This is a genomic window from Acidobacteriota bacterium, assembly GCA_038040445.1.
GTDB lineage: Bacteria > Acidobacteriota > Blastocatellia > UBA7656 > UBA7656 > Onstottus_A > Onstottus_A frigus.
The window spans coordinates 118,047-133,557 of the sequence record JBBPIG010000019.1 but is presented as its reverse complement, the minus strand read 5'-3'; the positions used below and the strand labels follow the sequence as shown (position 1 = coordinate 133,557).

At 55.7% G+C, this 15,511-nt stretch carries 12 protein-coding genes; 6 read left to right on the top strand and 6 right to left on the bottom strand.

Going from position 1 to position 15,511, the window contains the following annotated elements:
- A partial coding sequence (locus AABO57_19845; protein MEK6287978.1) for a hypothetical protein occupies positions 1 to 721 on the bottom strand: 721 nt, incomplete at its 3' end.
- A gap of 308 nt (positions 722 to 1,029) precedes the next feature.
- Between AABO57_19845 and rffA the strand changes: the two genes are divergently transcribed.
- Genes rffA through AABO57_19830 form a run of 3 tightly spaced genes read left to right on the top strand, consistent with a single transcriptional unit; the run spans position 1,030 to position 3,847 of the window.
- Positions 1,030 to 2,208: a dTDP-4-amino-4,6-dideoxygalactose transaminase gene (rffA, locus tag AABO57_19840; protein ID MEK6287977.1), complete on the top strand. Its 1,179-nt coding sequence runs from the start codon at positions 1,030 to 1,032 to the stop codon at positions 2,206 to 2,208.
- A 20-nt stretch (positions 2,209 to 2,228) separates the two neighbouring features.
- Complete coding sequence (locus AABO57_19835) at positions 2,229 to 3,239, top strand: glycosyltransferase family 2 protein (GenBank protein MEK6287976.1); 1,011 nt, start codon at positions 2,229 to 2,231, stop codon at positions 3,237 to 3,239.
- Positions 3,236 to 3,847 (top strand): class I SAM-dependent methyltransferase, encoded by a 612-nt coding sequence (locus AABO57_19830; GenBank protein ID MEK6287975.1) that lies wholly within the window; start codon positions 3,236 to 3,238, stop codon positions 3,845 to 3,847. The genes AABO57_19835 and AABO57_19830 overlap by 4 nt, the downstream gene beginning before the upstream one ends.
- 382 nt (positions 3,848 to 4,229) lie before the next feature.
- Here AABO57_19830 and AABO57_19825 read toward each other — a convergent pair whose 3' ends face one another.
- Complete coding sequence (locus AABO57_19825) at positions 4,230 to 5,705, bottom strand: DolP-mannose mannosyltransferase (GenBank protein ID MEK6287974.1); 1,476 nt, start codon at positions 5,703 to 5,705, stop codon at positions 4,230 to 4,232.
- A 347-nt stretch (positions 5,706 to 6,052) separates the two neighbouring features.
- Here AABO57_19825 and AABO57_19820 point away from each other — a divergent pair, with 347 nt between their 5' ends.
- The 3 genes from AABO57_19820 to AABO57_19810 are packed head-to-tail and all read left to right on the top strand — an operon-like array spanning position 6,053 to position 8,997.
- Positions 6,053 to 6,769 carry a glycosyltransferase gene (locus AABO57_19820; protein MEK6287973.1) on the top strand — a complete coding sequence of 239 codons (717 nt, stop codon included), beginning with the start codon at positions 6,053 to 6,055 and terminating at the stop codon, positions 6,767 to 6,769.
- Positions 6,770 to 6,820: 51 nt separating this feature from the next.
- The gene (locus AABO57_19815) at positions 6,821 to 8,218 is read left to right on the top strand and encodes a DegT/DnrJ/EryC1/StrS family aminotransferase (GenBank protein ID MEK6287972.1); all 1,398 of its coding nucleotides are present in this window, start codon (positions 6,821 to 6,823) and stop codon (positions 8,216 to 8,218) included.
- Between the two features lie 47 nt (positions 8,219 to 8,265).
- On the top strand, positions 8,266 to 8,997 hold the full coding sequence (locus tag AABO57_19810) for a class I SAM-dependent methyltransferase (GenBank protein ID MEK6287971.1): 732 nt from the start codon (positions 8,266 to 8,268) through the stop codon (positions 8,995 to 8,997).
- A gap of 74 nt (positions 8,998 to 9,071) precedes the next feature.
- Here AABO57_19810 and AABO57_19805 read toward each other — a convergent pair whose 3' ends face one another.
- The 4 genes from AABO57_19805 to AABO57_19790 all read right to left on the bottom strand — a co-directional run.
- Entirely contained in the window at positions 9,072 to 11,111 is a 2,040-nt protein-coding gene (locus tag AABO57_19805; protein ID MEK6287970.1) for a glycosyltransferase family 39 protein, read from the bottom strand.
- A 98-nt stretch (positions 11,112 to 11,209) separates the two neighbouring features.
- On the bottom strand, positions 11,210 to 12,751 hold the full coding sequence (locus AABO57_19800; protein MEK6287969.1) for a DolP-mannose mannosyltransferase: 1,542 nt from the start codon (positions 12,749 to 12,751) through the stop codon (positions 11,210 to 11,212).
- Entirely contained in the window at positions 12,744 to 14,417 is a 1,674-nt protein-coding gene (locus tag AABO57_19795; GenBank protein ID MEK6287968.1) for a DolP-mannose mannosyltransferase, read from the bottom strand. The genes AABO57_19800 and AABO57_19795 overlap by 8 nt, the downstream gene beginning before the upstream one ends.
- The coding region (locus AABO57_19790) for a hypothetical protein (protein ID MEK6287967.1) at positions 14,418 to 15,511 on the bottom strand (1,094 nt) is incomplete at its 5' end.

Genomic DNA, 15,511 nt, shown 5'->3' with positions numbered 1-15,511 from the left:
CGTAGGCGGTGGGCATCAGCTTATCGAGCAGTGAGCTAAGCAGCGATCCGGCTGACGCAACGCCAGACGCAACGCCAGACTGGGGGCCGCCCAACGCGCCGACTATGTTTCCGCCCGCGTCCAGGCGCTTCTGATCGTTGCAACGCCAGTCGTCATCGGACTGAACCGGGCGATGACTGGGTCTGATCAGCACGGCCGCAGTCGCGGAGGCAGACCCGGTTCGGCAAGTCACACGAGCGAGCCCCGGCTGAAGAAACTTTGCTCGTCCAGCGTCGTCTATCTCCAACTTCTCGGGATTGGAAGACTCCCAGGTGAACTTAACGCCCTCGACGCTGCGCTCAAGGAAGTCCGTCGGCAAAGCAGTAAACGTCACGCCCTCATTTTCGTACCCGACGAATTTGACGGGGCTTATCCGAATGCGAGCGACCGCCGAGGCGCGATCAGCCATCGTCTCGCGGCGAGGCTTGCTACGGGATTGAGAGAAGAGTCCCTTGAGAAAGAAGGCCTCGTAGCTGTGGACACCCCATCGCAGGTTGAGTGCTTGAGAGGCCAGGTTGAGAACGTTCAGGCCAGCGAGACTCGGCCCCGGCCACAGAAGGAGGTTAAACGCGACCGCACAGCAAATGACTCTTCTTTGGAGGACCCGGCGAAAGAACAGTGCAGTCAAAGTCTTGAAGAAGCCGGCAAAGCGACGCGGGGAGACAACTTTGGAAGCACGCATGTCTAACCTACTGGTGCGAGAGACACGGACTCATCTGAACACCTGAACCGATTGATACCGCAGGCACGGGAAGCTCACCGACATCGGCTTAAGGGATAACGAAGAACGACGATTACCTTGAGCAAGTACCCGGCACCAATTTGTTCGCTAGGCATGACGCGAATTGCACGGCGCTCAATTCAGTTTTCTTTATTTTTGTCGGCACGCGGACATGCGGTTCTTTGGCAACAGAAACGGGCTAATGTAGAATGTCGCTTGCAACAAGATGCCTCTCAAAACACCGACGGACATCTGAATTGAGGTCAAGCGTGCTGCCGAAGATCCCCTTCAACAAACCTTTCATCACCGGAAACGAGATTGAATACATCACCAGCGCTATTTCCAGCGGTGAGATTGCTGCCGATGGCCGCTTCACGCGCAGGTGCGCTGAGCTTCTCGAAGAACGCTTCTCGATATTCAAAGTGCTGATGACTCCTTCGTGTACCGCTGCCCTGGAGATGGCTGCGATGCTCTGCGATTTGAAGCCCGGTGATCAAGTGATCATGCCGTCGTTCACGTTCGTCTCGGCAGCCAATGCCGTCGTTCGCGCCGGAGCGACGCCGGTCTTCATCGATATTCGCCCCGACACTTTGAACATCGACGAACGCCTGATTGAACAAAGCATCACCCCTAAGACTAAAGCAATTTTTCCCGTCCATTACGCGGGAGTCTCCTGTGAGATGGAGCCGATCCTGGCAATCGCCAAGGCGCACAAGCTGCTCGTCGTAGAAGACGCGGCACAAGGCGTCAATGCGACTTACAAGGGCCGGGCGCTCGGTTCGATCGGTCACCTTGGGGCTTACAGTTTCCACGACACCAAAAACTATGTCTGCGGCGAGGGCGGAGCGCTCTGCATAAACTCACCCGAGCTCTCCGAACGCGCCGAGATTATTCGCGAGAAGGGAACCAATCGAAGCCAGTTCTTCCGGGGCGAAGTTGATAAGTACACGTGGGTGGACGTCGGTTCTTCGTTCATTCCTGCCGAGATCGTGTGCGCTTTTCTGCTGGCGCAGTTGGAGGCGATGGACGACATCACCGCTCGCCGGTGCGCGGTCCATCAGTTCTATATCGAGAACATGGCGCCGCTTGAAGAGCGAGAGTTGCTGAGTATTCCTCACGTGCCCGCGGGCTGCGAGACTAACTATCATATGTTCTACGTGCTGCTCGGCGACGAGGGAACCCGAGACGGTTTGATGGCGCACCTCAAGAAGAATTCAATCAGCGCGGTCTTTCATTATGTGCCGCTGCACACCTCTGCGATGGGAAAGGAGCTCGGTTATCGGGAAGGCGATCTCCCGCTCACCGAGGACCTGAGCGCGCGGCTTCTGCGGTTGCCGTTCTTCCCGGAGATCACCCGAGACGAACAAATGCGTGTCGTAAGATGCACGTCCGAGTTCCTCACCCAGACTCGAGTTGCCGCGCCTGCTCTTGGTCGACAACAACAATAACTGTGGCTATGATCCACTCGATGCACACCGGCGATCACGCGCTTCAACCTGAGCTGTCGATAGTCGTACCGGTCTATCGGAGCGAAGAGTGTCTCGAAGCCTTGATCGAAGCCATCGCCGAAGCTCTCGATCCTACGAATCGCGATTATGAGGTTGTGCTGGTCAACGACTATTCACCGGACAATTCCTGGGCAGTCATCGAAGCAATTTGCCGAACCAATCCGAATGTTGTAGGCGTAGATTTGCGGCGCAACTTCGGCCAGGACAATGCGATCATCACCGGCCTGAGGCAGGCGCGCGGGAAGTACGTCGCGATCATGGATGACGACCTGCAGCATCACCCTCGCGACCTGCCGGCGCTTCTTTGCAAAATCGAAGAGGGCGGTGACGCGGTCTACGCTGACTTCCGCGTGAAGCGGCAGAAATTGTGGAAGAACACCGGCAGTTGGTTCAACGGCAAGTTCGCCGAGTGGGTTATCAACAAACCCAAAGACATTTATCTTTCGCCTTACAAGATCATTCGCAAAGAGGTGGTCGAGATGATCTGTAAGTACGAGGGTCCCGACCCCTACGTCGACGGCCTGTTGTTTCAACTCACGTCGAGGGTTTCGCAGATTCCCGTGGACCATCATCCGCGCTACGCAGGGGGCAGCACGTACACGTTTTGGAAATCGCTGAGAGTGTGGGCGCGGCTTGCGTTTTCATTCTCGGCGCGGCCTATGCGGCTGGTTAGCTGGTTCGGATTCGGGTTCGCGACACTGGGGCTATTGCTGGCGGTGGTGGTTGTGCTATACCGGCTTCTGTTTCCACAGGACTTCTCACCCAATGCCGTCGGATGGGCATCGCTTATGGTGGCGCTTTTGGTGCTGAGCGGGATCCAAATGCTGTTCTTCGGAATCCTGGGAGAGTATACCGGCCGGACTTTCTTGAGGGTCAATAACAAGCCGCAGACTGCGATTCGCGAGGTGCTCAATCGCGTCGCCGTAGACGCGGCAGGCGTAGAAGCGAAGTCGATTTCCAGCAAAAGATGACGAGTCTCGTATACAAAAGCACAACGCTGTACGAGATCGCGATGGTCTTGCTTTACGGCCGTCACTACCCCTCTCGCTATAGGGCGATCGCCGAGTTGATTCCCAACGGCGCGAGCGTCCTCGATTTGTGCTGCGGTCCGGCGATCCTATATCACCGATATCTGCGAGCGAAGTCGGTTCAGTATACCGGGCTGGATTTCAACGCGAAGTTCATCGATCGATTGATTCGGCGAGGAGGTTGCGGCCAAAGGTGGGATCTTCGAAGCGACAAGCCGTTACCAACGGCTGACTACGTGATTATGCAAGCGAGTTTGCTCCACTTTCTCCCCGATGCTTCACCGGTCGTGAAGCGAATGCTCCAAGCCGCGCGAAAGCAAGTGATCATCGCGGAACCCATTCGCAACCTCGCAACAAGCAGGTTGCGATTGGTCTCGTGGGTGGCCAGACGGTCCACGAACCCGGGCACCGGCGAGCAGCCTCTCCGATTCAATGAAGCAAGCCTCGCAGACTTTTTCTCGGCTTATCCATCGCAGGTCGTTCAGAGCTTTCCCATCGCCGGCGGCCGCGAACAGGTGTACGTGCTCGACGGTGACATGGCATTGGCGTGACCGAGTCGAGCAGATAGAGGCTACGTCATCCACAATCCGGAAGACGAGGAAGCGTAGAGCTTCCTCCGAAGGAGTGCCGATAATCCCACCAACGCAGTTGATGGATTGTTCATACTCAGCCTACAAACGTGCTGCTCCGTGCTGTGTTCCAAATCCCACCAAGGCAGTTGGTGGGGCATACTCGGCAAGCGTCGCCCGGTAGGTCAAGTATGAACAATCCAACTGCGTTGGTGGGATTCGGGAGCAACTCTGCTCTGCTGGTAGGCGATGTATGAACGATCCACCAACTGCGTTGGTGGGATTTGGGAGTGGCTCATGGCGTTTGCGCTTTGCCATTCCGCTCACTCTTGGAGAAAGAGTCTGCCTGGTTTCAGATTGGTCCTCATTGCTTGCGCACGTAGACTTCGTAACCCGGCATTTCGATGGGTTCATAGTGTTGCTCCACCCATAGTCTCAGCTCGTCGCGATGCGCCACTCTTTGCAAGCGCGAAAGCGAAACGATTTTCGGCGCACTGGACTCCAACTCGTCAATGATCGCTTCAAACGAACCGTCGTACTTCTTTGCCGCCAGGTAGTCGTCTTTGCCCCAGTCCAGAAAAACGTAAGGGTTTGCGTTTGGCTTGTTCAACAACACCAGGATCTCGGTCGTTCCGTGGACGTAGATAGTGTCGGAGCCGCTCAACAACCTCGAGACGGCTTCAAATCTCTTATCCTGGTCTTGCAGCGTCGGGATCGGCTCGAAGCGGTAGGCGACTGCGCGAACAACTGCCACGCTCAGCAGGATGACCAACACTCCGCTCTGCAACCAGTCGACGTTTCTGGCTTCGACCTTGTTGCCGTGAAGCAGGCCTGTTTTCAATATCCGCACCGACTCGACTATGAACCAGCCGAAAAACAAGCCGACAAAGGGAAGGAACGGGATCAGATAAGGTCCGGCATTAAACCTAATGAGACAAGCCGCGAGATATACAAGCGGCGCGAGAACGATCGCGTCTCGAAACAGATCGGGAGACCTTAGAATACCCATTCCTCTTAGTCTCTCGCGCAAGCGCTGGATGCCAAACATGACAAAGCCGATGAGGCTTATGACAACCAGCACAATGTCCGCCTTGAAAATCCTGAGCGTTACATTCAACAAGTGTCTAAGCGAATTGCCCGCGCCCTCGAGCGTCTTGCGCGCATAGATGCTGTAATTGAACGCTACCGTCCATGTCCACAGATCGGCGAAAGCGCCTGCCCAACGAAAGTAGACTAACAATATCGCCAGTGGAATTGCGGCGCCGGCCAGCAGCTTCAACGCGCGCAGGTCACGCCAGGTCGTTAGATATCGTGAGAAGACCAGAAATGCTACTCCGGTGAACAGCAATCCCGGTTGCCAGCATAAGCATGACAACATCGAGCAGAAGCCTGCGATGAAAGGCCGGTCCTTTGCTGTTAACAGCAGCGAGAGCATGCCAAACAGGATCATTGGCAGCTTCGGTTGTCCGCCGCCCACGGTCCACAAAGCAAAATGCTGCAAGCTAAGCAAAACCAGAACGGCCAATAGGCCCGCGAAGGGACTGCGGATGTAAGCTTCGGCGACAAGAAAGACTACCGCCGATAAGAAGCCCGCGAGCGCTATGTGAAGGAGCCGCGCCGCGAGGATATCCCTCACGCCAAGTGCTCTGCCCACTTCCATCGCCAGCGCGCTCAGGTAAAAGCTGCCGGGCGCTTTGATATCGACTACATCCTTATATGGCGTCTCGCCCCGGACGACACACTGCGCGATGTAGTCGTAGAGTGCCGAGTCCCCGTCTTCAGCCTGGCTGAACGGACGATACATGAACATCAACGTCACGGTCAGCAGGAAGCAGGCCACGGCCAACGTCGCAGTACTTCGCGCGTCTATGAACCGCGACCACTTGCTATGTGGCAGATCGCTTATGTTTGTTTTAGCACGAGGTTCCGTGATTTCATTTCACTTTGCTATCTCTGGTGGTTACGTGGCAAATTCTACTATGCGATTTCAGATTATGTCGAGCTGGGCACATTCTGTGTGTGTGTCACATCCGGTGAGAATAACACGCGATGGACGAAACTTAGCCGCAGTACCTACAACACTTGTATGAACAACGAGTCGTCTGCTGAAGATGCTGGCGACGCTCATAACCGGGGATGGAATAGGTGAGAAATCCCTGGAAGCATATCTGGACAAACTCAAAAGTGATGAACCGCGTATCTGTTGTGCTGCCGACTTATAACGAGTGCGATAACATAGCCGATCTAATAGCCGCGATTAATAGGGAATTGCCGGATCCCGAAGTGGTGGTCGTGGATGATGATTCTCCTGACGGTACATGGCAGATCGTTCAACGGCTCGCGGCGCTCACTCCGTCAGTGTGCCTTATCCGCCGCGTCGGTGAGCGCGGGCTGACGAGCGCAATTCAGCGGGGCATTAACGAATCACATGGCTATGTGGTCTTCTGGATGGATTGTGATTTTTCGATGCCGCCTCGGACGATGCCTGTGCTGTTAACGGAGATCGAGCGTGGAGCCGATGTGGCAATTGGGTCTCGCTACGCGAACCGCGGAAAAGACGCGCGGGGCGAGTGGATGCCCATCGCGTTCAGCGCGGCGATCAATTTATTTGCCCGCCTGCTGCTTGGCGGTCCGGTGCGCGACTATACTACGGGCTTCGTCGCGGCACGGCGCACTGTCCTCGAGCAAATCAAGCTGCGCGGCGAGTATGGAGAGTACTGCATAGACTTCTTAGCGCGTGCCAGGCGCAAGGGCTTTCGCATTGTCGAGGTCGCCTATGTCTGTCAGCCGCGTGAGTTCGGCAAGAGTAAGACCGCATCAAGCTTCGCCGGCTTTATTCGCCGTGGCTGGAAATACGTGCTGACGATCCTCAGGCTGACGATACAGCGACGGACCACAAGATGAAAACGCGCTGAATGCTTCAAGGATGTGAAACGGGCGGATCGGAGATGACTAATGGGAACCAAGAAGAAGGTGAAAGCTGAAAAGAGCAGCAGGATAAAACGTGTGAGAGCGCTGACCCCGAAAAACGCACGGACGAAGATCACGGCAAAGAGTAAACCGGAGCAAGGAAGGATCGGACATGACACTGCGCAACCGGCCAGGTCCAAACCGGCTCTGATCCAGCCTATCAATCTCAACATTGAGGAATTGGGCGACCGCGCCAACATTATCCCCGGTCAAGACCCGCATCTGGTCATCACATTCAAGACCATCCCTCAGTCCGAGACTGCAGCTAGAATTACGCCTGTCTGCGAGCCGCGTTTAGATGGCAACGAGGAAGAATACTTGCTGCGCACTGTGCGAACCAATTGGATTTCGTCGGCGGGCAAATACATCACCGATTTTGAAACCCTGTTTGCCGAGAAGGTTGGCGCAAGGTATGGCGTGGCCTGCGCTAACGGCACGGTTGCGCTACACCTCGCGCTCACCACGCTCGGCGTAGGTCCCGGCGACGAAGTTATCGTACCGGCCTTCACCATGATCGCGAGCGCCAACGCGGTGACGTACACCGGCGCCAAACCCGTTCTCATCGACTCCGAACCTGAGACCTACAACATGGATGTGTCACAGCTCGAAAGCAAGATTACCGAGCGCACCAGGGCCATAATGCCTATGCACACTTACGGACATCCGGTTGACATGGATCCCGTCGTGGATGTTGCGGAGAAACATAACCTGTTCGTTTTATCCGATGCTGCCCAATCGCATGGAACGCAGTATAAGGGCATGCCAATCGGCGGCCTCGGCGATGCGGCAACTTATTCGTTCTATGCCAACAAGATTATCACGTGCGGCGAGGGTGGCATGATTACGACCAACGATCCGGAGATCGCAAAACTAGCGCGCCACCTGCGTGATCACGCTTTCAGCGATGAGCGGCATTTTTGGCACAAGTATCTCGGCTTCAACTATCGCATGACAAATATGCAGGCCGCTGTGGGCCTGGCGCAGACTGAGCGTTTTGAGTTCCTAGTCGAGTGCCGGCGTCTCAATGCGCAAGTGTATACCGAATTGTTGTCGTCAGTGCCAGGCCTGACCTTGCCCTCTGAGAAGCCGTGGGCCAAAAGCGTTTTCTGGATGTATGGAATTCTCGTGCAACCGGAGTTCGGAATGAGTCGCGACGAGCTCCGCGACCATCTGGCCCGGCGAGGCATAGAAACACGCACGTTCTTTATCCCAATGCATCTCCAGCCGATCTACTACAAGGAGTACGGACATCAATCCTTCCCCGTCGCTGAGATGTTGTGCAGGCGCGGGATGTATCTGCCATCAGCCTCGACACTGACGCCGGCTGAAATCGAGGTGATTGCGCAGTCCATCAAAGCGATCCAAAAGCAAGGGGGATCATGAACGGCGCCAAGCCGGTCAATCGCCAATAGCATTTTGCTGTCATTCCTATGCATCCCGACGAATATGAAAAGATGTTCTGCTTGGAAGACGCGCACTGGTGGTTCGCGGGCAAGCGACGCATGGTAGGCGTCCTGCTCGACTCGTTGCCACCTAACCCGCAGCGGAAGATTTTGGACGTGGGCTGCGGCACTGGCGGCATGTTTCTTTTGCTGAAGGGTCATGGGTCCCTAACAGGCATAGATGCGAGTGAACTGGCGATCGAATTCTCGGCTCGGCGGCATCTGGCAAACCTGGCGCGCGCCGCTTTGCCATATCTACCTTTCGGTGATGCCTGTTTCGATCTAGTGAGCGCCTTCGACGTGCTTTACCATCGTCGCGTTGGGGATGATCAGGTAGCGTTGAAGGAGATTGTACGTGTGCTTAAGCCTCATGGCCATCTGGTCATAACGGATTCCGCGCTGGGATTTTTACGCAGCGCGCACGACGACGTCTACGAGGCAGCGCGGCGCTATAGGACAGGCGAAATGCGCGGTAAGTTGCTCGCGGCGGGCCTTGCAGTGAAGAGGTTGTCTTATGCCAACTTCTTCATCTTTCCCGTAGCGGCTCTGTGGCGCGTGCTGCGGCGAGGTGTGAGCCCGGAAAAGGGCTCGGATTTACATCCAGCGCCCCCGTGGATCAATGCGCTGATGGGCGGTGTTTATCGCGTCGAAGCGGGGGTGTTCAGTAGAATGAATTTGCCTATTGGCACGTCAATTATTGCGCTCGCGGAGAAAATCTAGTTGGTGCGGCCATGAAGGGCGATAAGTTCAGAGTTCAAGCATTTAGGGTCCCTTCTTAATCTTCTCTAGCGCGTTCAAACCTGAGCGACCTCACGTATGCTTATCCGAGAGATGTGGATCGGACCAGCAGCTCTTTGTTTAGTTGGTCGTATCGCCAGCTTGATGCGACTCCCGCTAGAGGTCCTGAACAATCCTTCAACGCGCTGCGAGCTCGTTTCTGCGCCGAATTCGATCTGATTCATCCATCGCCCGGTCTTCTCATCCATCATCACCAGCTCCCACTCAGCAGACGTAGTAGTATCCATGACCACTTGATAAATAGTTTCAGGCTTGAGTTCCATCGAGCAAAGTTCAAGCAACGCATCGGCGCGAGTCTTCCCCTTCGCCGGCTGGGCAGCAAGTGCTTCCCGGTTGATCGCATCGGTCGAGTTGCTGATTGCGATCGCATCTGCCGACCAGACTTCGCGCGCCGCAGCCAGTTGCTCGCCGGTGGCGTGGCCTCGCCATCTGCGGAGGAAGTAATAATGCCTGGGCGTAAGCGCCAGATAGCGCGGATCAACTCCGGTGTAGTAGATCATAAAGTTGCCATATGGAGTATTGTCCATCTCGCCGAGCAGATGCAGTGTCTCATCTAAATCCCACGCCCAGTGATCGGGACTTTTCGGACGCACAATCAGAGCATAATCTCTGCCTTCGATGTCAACGGCATCGCTCATTCGATGCTCGAGAGTCGCAAAGCAGCGATCCTTTTCAGGAAACGCGAGCCACATGATTGGCGCCTTCACTGCCACAGGGCAAACTTCTTCGGGTACAATGTCTCTCAACACTCCCTTCATCTCGTCAAATGAGGCCAGGTCAGGGTTGCGCACTTCTCTTATGTATCTGTAGTTCTGTTTGGCAACAAGATAGGCATAACCGAGAAGCGTAAGCGCTACAGCGATCATAGAAAGGCGGTACGCGAGCTTTGCCGATGCCCGCTTGCTCAGTCGCAGTCTCGTAATCCACTGAAAGCCGTCACCGAGTAATACGCCCACGCAAAGAGCAAACCAGGTAACCAGATGAGCGTTGTAAGAACCTAACTTGCGGATGAGGGTCGCGAAAAAGAGTATCGCAACGACCGTAACCAAAAGAAGGAGCGCGCGCGGCTCGGCTATCACCGGGTCGCCACCGCTGCCGGTTCTGCGTTTGATGTAGCGTGCGCATCGGGCTATCAAGTAGATGAGTGCGACTACCGTAAGGAACTGAAAAAGGTGCAGGAGCGTTCGCGGCACGTTCGGGAAGGCAACGTCATAGGCATTGTACCATTGGATATAGCGTCTAGGTTCGTCCAGAAAGTTGTCCCACCAGCCCCGAAGTGACAGTATGCCATAGTGCAACTGGTCTCCGCGGTTTTGCAGTAGGAAATTCTTGTAATCAATGATGTCGTAGATCACCTCATACGCCATCACGACGAATGCGCTGCCCGCAAAGACGTAGAGCGTTTTGGAAGTGAAAGCGCGCAGCCCTTCTCTCAGCAGAATCAACAAACAGATCGCGCCAAGCATGTACAGTGCATTCGTGTGGCACATCACGCCTGCGCCTGCCGCGAGCCCCGAAGCAATGTAGAACCGAGTGCTCCTGCGCTGCGCTGCTACCAGGTACAGGTAAAAGGCAAGCAGCGCAAACGCCGCTGGAGCGTAGTCATTTCTCAGCAGTCTACTGCGCTCAAGAACCGTCTGATCCGAGACGATCATCATCAGCGCTATCAACCCAACTCTCCAATCGAAGAGCCGTCGGGCTATCAGATAGACCATCAAGAGCGTCGCCACGACTGTAATTAGATTGAAGACGCGCCCCTGCAGCACTCCGAAACCAAAGACCTTTAGAAAGCCGCTCAGCAACACAAAGTAAACGGGCGTGTAGGAGTGCCAAACGTTTTCGATGTTCCCGCCCAGATAGCGCCACATAGGCATTGCGAGCTTCCCACGATAAAGCATCTCGTAGGGGACCTGAAGAGTCATAGCCTCGTCGGTCTCGTAGACCGGAACGGTAGCCAGTCGCTCCGCCGCGACGAACACGAACCCCGCGATTACCGCGGCGACCACTAACAAATCGAAATTGCGTCTGAATGTCATCGTGATAGCCGTTGCTCGAACAAACCTGGACCGCAGGGCCGCAGACTGGACAGCCTACAATACATCGGCGCGATTGTCGGACCGTCTTTTTTCAAGCATTACTGCTTGCGGATGTGCAGGTCGTACCTGAACGTGTCTACCTTGTCGTACCGATCTTCAACCCATTTCTCGAGCTCTGCGCGATGATAAACCTTTCTCAAGCGTGATATCGATACCAGCTTCGGCGCCTGCGCGTCCATCTCATCAATCAATGCGCTGAAGCTTGTGCTTCTTCGCGCAGCCGCAAAATCGTCTGCCCCCCAGTCCAGGAAGACATAGGGGTTGAGATTGGACCTGCCGAGCAGCGTCAGTATCTCAACCGTCCCGTGAACATAAATCTTGTCGTCGGGTCCCACAAGGCCGGCGACGGCTTGCACAGCCTGATCCTGGTCCCTGAGCGTCGCGCCTTCGAGCCGATAGGTCGCAGATCGATCGACAACGACGAGCAGAATTCCAACCATCGCAGCTCCGGGAACGATGACGCCAAACCCAAACCGGGGCGCGCTGGGACGTGCCGATCGGATTCCTCCAACGAGCCGCCCCAACGTGACGAAGAACCAGCCCGCAAAGATTCCAATAAACGGGAAAAAGGGAATCAGGTCCGGCGCTCCCTGAAAGTTTATGAGAGAGAAAGCAAGATAGATCAGCGGCGGAATCACGAGCGCATCCTTGAAAAAGTCGGGTGCTCTAAGCGCTTCTCTTAGTCTCCGCTTTGTTCGTAGACGCTCCGCTAAGAACGCCAGAAGCCCAAGCCCGCTCACTCCCACCAGAATAATGTCCCTCCCAAATACTCTACGGGCTATTGTCCAAAGGTGCGCGGCGGCCCCGGCCAGAGTCGTCTCGGCGGCAGGTCCAAAGACGGTGTAGTTATACGTAATCGTCCACGCCCACATATCACCCAACGCGCCGCGCAGATAAAAATATCCAAGCGTCACAACCAGGGGGATCATCGCTCCGGCAAGAACTTTTGCTGCGCGAAGGTCGCGCCAGCTTGTCAGATAACGAGAGAACATCAACAAGGCGACACCCGCAAACATCAAACCGGGCTGCCAGCAAAGGCACGAAAGCATTGAACAGAAACCCGCCCAGAAGGGCCTGTCTTTCGCGATTAGCAAAAGGGCCAGCATCCCAAACAATATCATCGGCAGCTTTGGCTGCGTGCCTGCAATCATCATCTCGACAAACGGGCGGGACATTAACGGAATAAGAAAGGCGATCAGAGCTGCGGCGCGGCTTTTTAAATAGGCGTCGACCACAAGAACGATTGCAGACGAAAGCAACCCGGCCAGCAGGATCTGAAACAACCGAACGGCAATGATGTCTCTCAAGCCGATGGTCTTGCCTATCATCATTGCGACCGCGCTCATGTGCGGAGCCAGCGGCCCTTTGATATCAATCACGTCTCGATAGGGGACCTGGCCGCGCAGTATTGATTGGGAGATGTAGTCATAGATCGCGGCGTCGCCGACTTCCAATTGGCTGAAGGGGCGATGCATCGCGATGGTGACCACGCTGAACACGAAGGCTAAGAGCGCCAGCATTCGCGGGTCGGTTGCGCGAGCGCGATCCAGCCAGACCGCCATTGGTTTACTCTCAGTCATATCGATGGCGTTGTCTCTTCTTTTCGTTCGTAAAGGATATCTGCTGCCGGTTGCGGGACGGCTCAACCAGATCCGCAACCGGCTGCTTGCGGACAAAGACCTGGTAACCGGTGATCGGCAGCTCTTCATAGCGCGCCGCTAACCATCGCTCCAAAGCTACTCCCTCGGGCACATGTCTCAGCCGTGAAACAGCAACAAGTTTTGGCTTTTCCGCTTCGATTGCATCGACCATTGCGTTGACTGACCCGCCGAACTTCTTGGCGGCGATGTATCCGCCCTTTCCGTGGTCCCACATGATGTAAGGGTTCAGATTCGGCCGGTTGAGAAGCACAAGTATCTCGACTGCGCCGTGGACGTATATCTTGTCATCCGGCCCGAGGAGCGCGGATATAATTCCGAGTTGCTCTTCCTGATACCGCAGCGTCCACTCTTCCAGTTTGTAGGTTGCGGCTCGAAAGACGGCCACAGCGAAAACTAACAGCAGCGCAAATGACGGCAGTGCTTCAACGAGACCAGACACAGAAGGCCGGCGGCTAATCGCTGCAACGCTTTTTAGCAGCCGAGGCAGCTCCGCAATGAACCATCCGGCATAGATACCAATGAACGGAAATAAGGGTATGAGGTCCGGCCCGGATTGGAGGTTGATGATACAGAAGCCCAGGTACACAATCGGCACGATCACAAGAGCATCTCGGTACAGGTCTGCTGATTTCAGCGCCTCTCTCGGTTTTAGCTTGGGCTTCAATCGCTGCGCGGCGAACATGAGAAGCCCGGCAAGCCCAATCGCAATCCATATGATGTCCACGTAAAAAACTCGAATCAGGACGGTCCATATATGCGCCAGCGTTTCGCTCAGATTCCTTATCCCTTCGGGCGCGTAAACCTCGAAGTTGTAAGCAACCGTCCAGGTCCAAAAATCGGTCAAAGCCCCAACCCGGTAAAAATACAACACCGTGACTGCGAGAGGTATCATCGCCCCAAGCGCGACCTTCAACGCACGCCAATCGCGCCAGCTCGTCAGGTATCGCGAGAAAATCAGAACGGCAACCCCGGTGAATAACAAACCCGGCTGCCAGGACAGGCAAGACAGCATCGAACAAACCCCGGCCCAGAATGGTCTGTCTTTGGCGATCATCAGCAGCGAGAGCATACCGAACAGAATCATCGTCAGCTTCGGCTGCGTTCCTCCTTCCGTCCAACTCACGAAGTGGTAAGACATCAGCGGAAAAAAGCCGGCTATCAAGGCGGCCACCCGGTTGCGCAGATAGGTTTCGACGACCAGGAACGTGACGGTACATAGCACACCAGCCAACAGTATCTGCATAAACCGCACCGCGATCACATCGCGCAAGCCGGCCGATTTGCCGAGCCACATGGCGATTGCGCTCAGGTATGCGCTTGCCGGCCCCTTGATTTCAATTACATCTCGATAAGGCGCCTGGCCTCGCAAAATCGCTTGCGCGATGTAGTCCCATATCGCCGAATCGCCCGCTTCCAATTGCGTGAACAAGCGCCATAGCAACATCACGGCCACGCTCACGAGAAAGACCGCAACGCACAGGGCGCGCGTATCGTCAGTCTGCGTGATAGCCAACCACGCAGCCTGGGCTCGTTGTTTTGTGCTCACTGGAACAGGTGATTTTAAGTGAGGCGCCTTCTCAGACATTCAACGTGCATCCATGGTGTAGCCGCGCAACTCGCCGGAGAAGTGGTATCGCTTCGGCTCGAGCGAGAGGTATCGCGCATCAGTCCCGGTGTAGTAGACGAGAATATTGCCGTAGGGCGTGTTGCTCATCTGACCCAGCAGATGGTACTTCTCGTCCGTTCTTTCCGCCGCGTCAAAGCCTCTCTTCGCCCGCTTCACCAGCGCGTAGTCTTTTCCGTCTATGTCGACGTCATCCGTCATCCGCTTTTCCAGCGTGGCGAAACAACGGTCCTTTTCCGGAAAGGCCAGCCATATACTCGGGTTTTGCACCGCGACCGGGCAAAGGTCTTCGCCAACTATGCTTCTCAACACGCCCGCGAACTCCTCGAATGTGGCCAGGTTGGGATTGAGCACTCTTGCAAGATACAGGTTGGTCTGTCTCGCGAGTTGGTACCCGTAGCCGGCCGCCAGAAGCGCAACCGCTGCGACCGCCGCGCCGTAGGCAAGTCTTGCGCGCGGCCATTGCGCGGCGCGCAGCCGCCCTATTTGGCTCAGCGCATCGCGACCCAGTATTCCCACGCAGAGAGCAAACCAGGGCGCCATATGCGCCATGTAGTAGATTCTCTTATGGCTGACGATCAGCGCGTGAAACAGCACTGCTACCCCGGTAACAAACAGAACGCGCGCTCTTGGATCAGCCAGCAGATTACCCCGCCTGAATCGCCGCACGAATACTATGAGCAGATAGACTATGGCCACGACCGCGAGGACCTGAAAGACGCGAAGCGTAAAATGAGGCAGCCCCGGAAACAGCACGCTGCCCTGGTACCATTTCTGGTATCTCAATCGCTCCTCCAACAGATTCTGAAGCCAGCCCTTATATTCGAGTATTCGAAAGTGCACGTCGTCGCCCCGGTTTTGCAGGAGAAAGTTGTTGTAGTCGATTATGTCGTAGACTATCTCATAAGCCATCACGGCCAGCGCGCTCGCCACGAATATGTAGAGTTTCTTTGAAGTCCCTGGGAGCGCAGGCATCCCTGCCTGCCTGGCGTTGCTGGGGTAAAAGGGACGCCGGGGTGGCGGCGCTCCCACGGGGGTGTGTGCGCGCCGGCCTT

Excerpts from the sequence above, each read along its gene's own strand:
- AABO57_19835 (MEK6287976.1), top strand. The coding sequence starts at position 2,229 with ATGCACACCGGCGATCACGCGCTTCAACCTGAGCTGTCGATAGTCGTA.
- AABO57_19830 (MEK6287975.1), top strand. The coding sequence starts at position 3,236 with ATGACGAGTCTCGTATACAAAAGCACAACGCTGTACGAGATCGCGATG.
- AABO57_19820 (MEK6287973.1), top strand. The coding sequence starts at position 6,053 with ATGAACCGCGTATCTGTTGTGCTGCCGACTTATAACGAGTGCGATAAC.
- AABO57_19815 (MEK6287972.1), top strand. The coding sequence starts at position 6,821 with ATGGGAACCAAGAAGAAGGTGAAAGCTGAAAAGAGCAGCAGGATAAAA.
- AABO57_19810 (MEK6287971.1), top strand. The coding sequence starts at position 8,266 with ATGCATCCCGACGAATATGAAAAGATGTTCTGCTTGGAAGACGCGCAC.
- AABO57_19805 (MEK6287970.1), bottom strand. The coding sequence starts at position 11,111 with ATGACATTCAGACGCAATTTCGATTTGTTAGTGGTCGCCGCGGTAATC.
- AABO57_19800 (MEK6287969.1), bottom strand. The coding sequence starts at position 12,751 with ATGACTGAGAGTAAACCAATGGCGGTCTGGCTGGATCGCGCTCGCGCA.
- AABO57_19795 (MEK6287968.1), bottom strand. The coding sequence starts at position 14,417 with ATGTCTGAGAAGGCGCCTCACTTAAAATCACCTGTTCCAGTGAGCACA.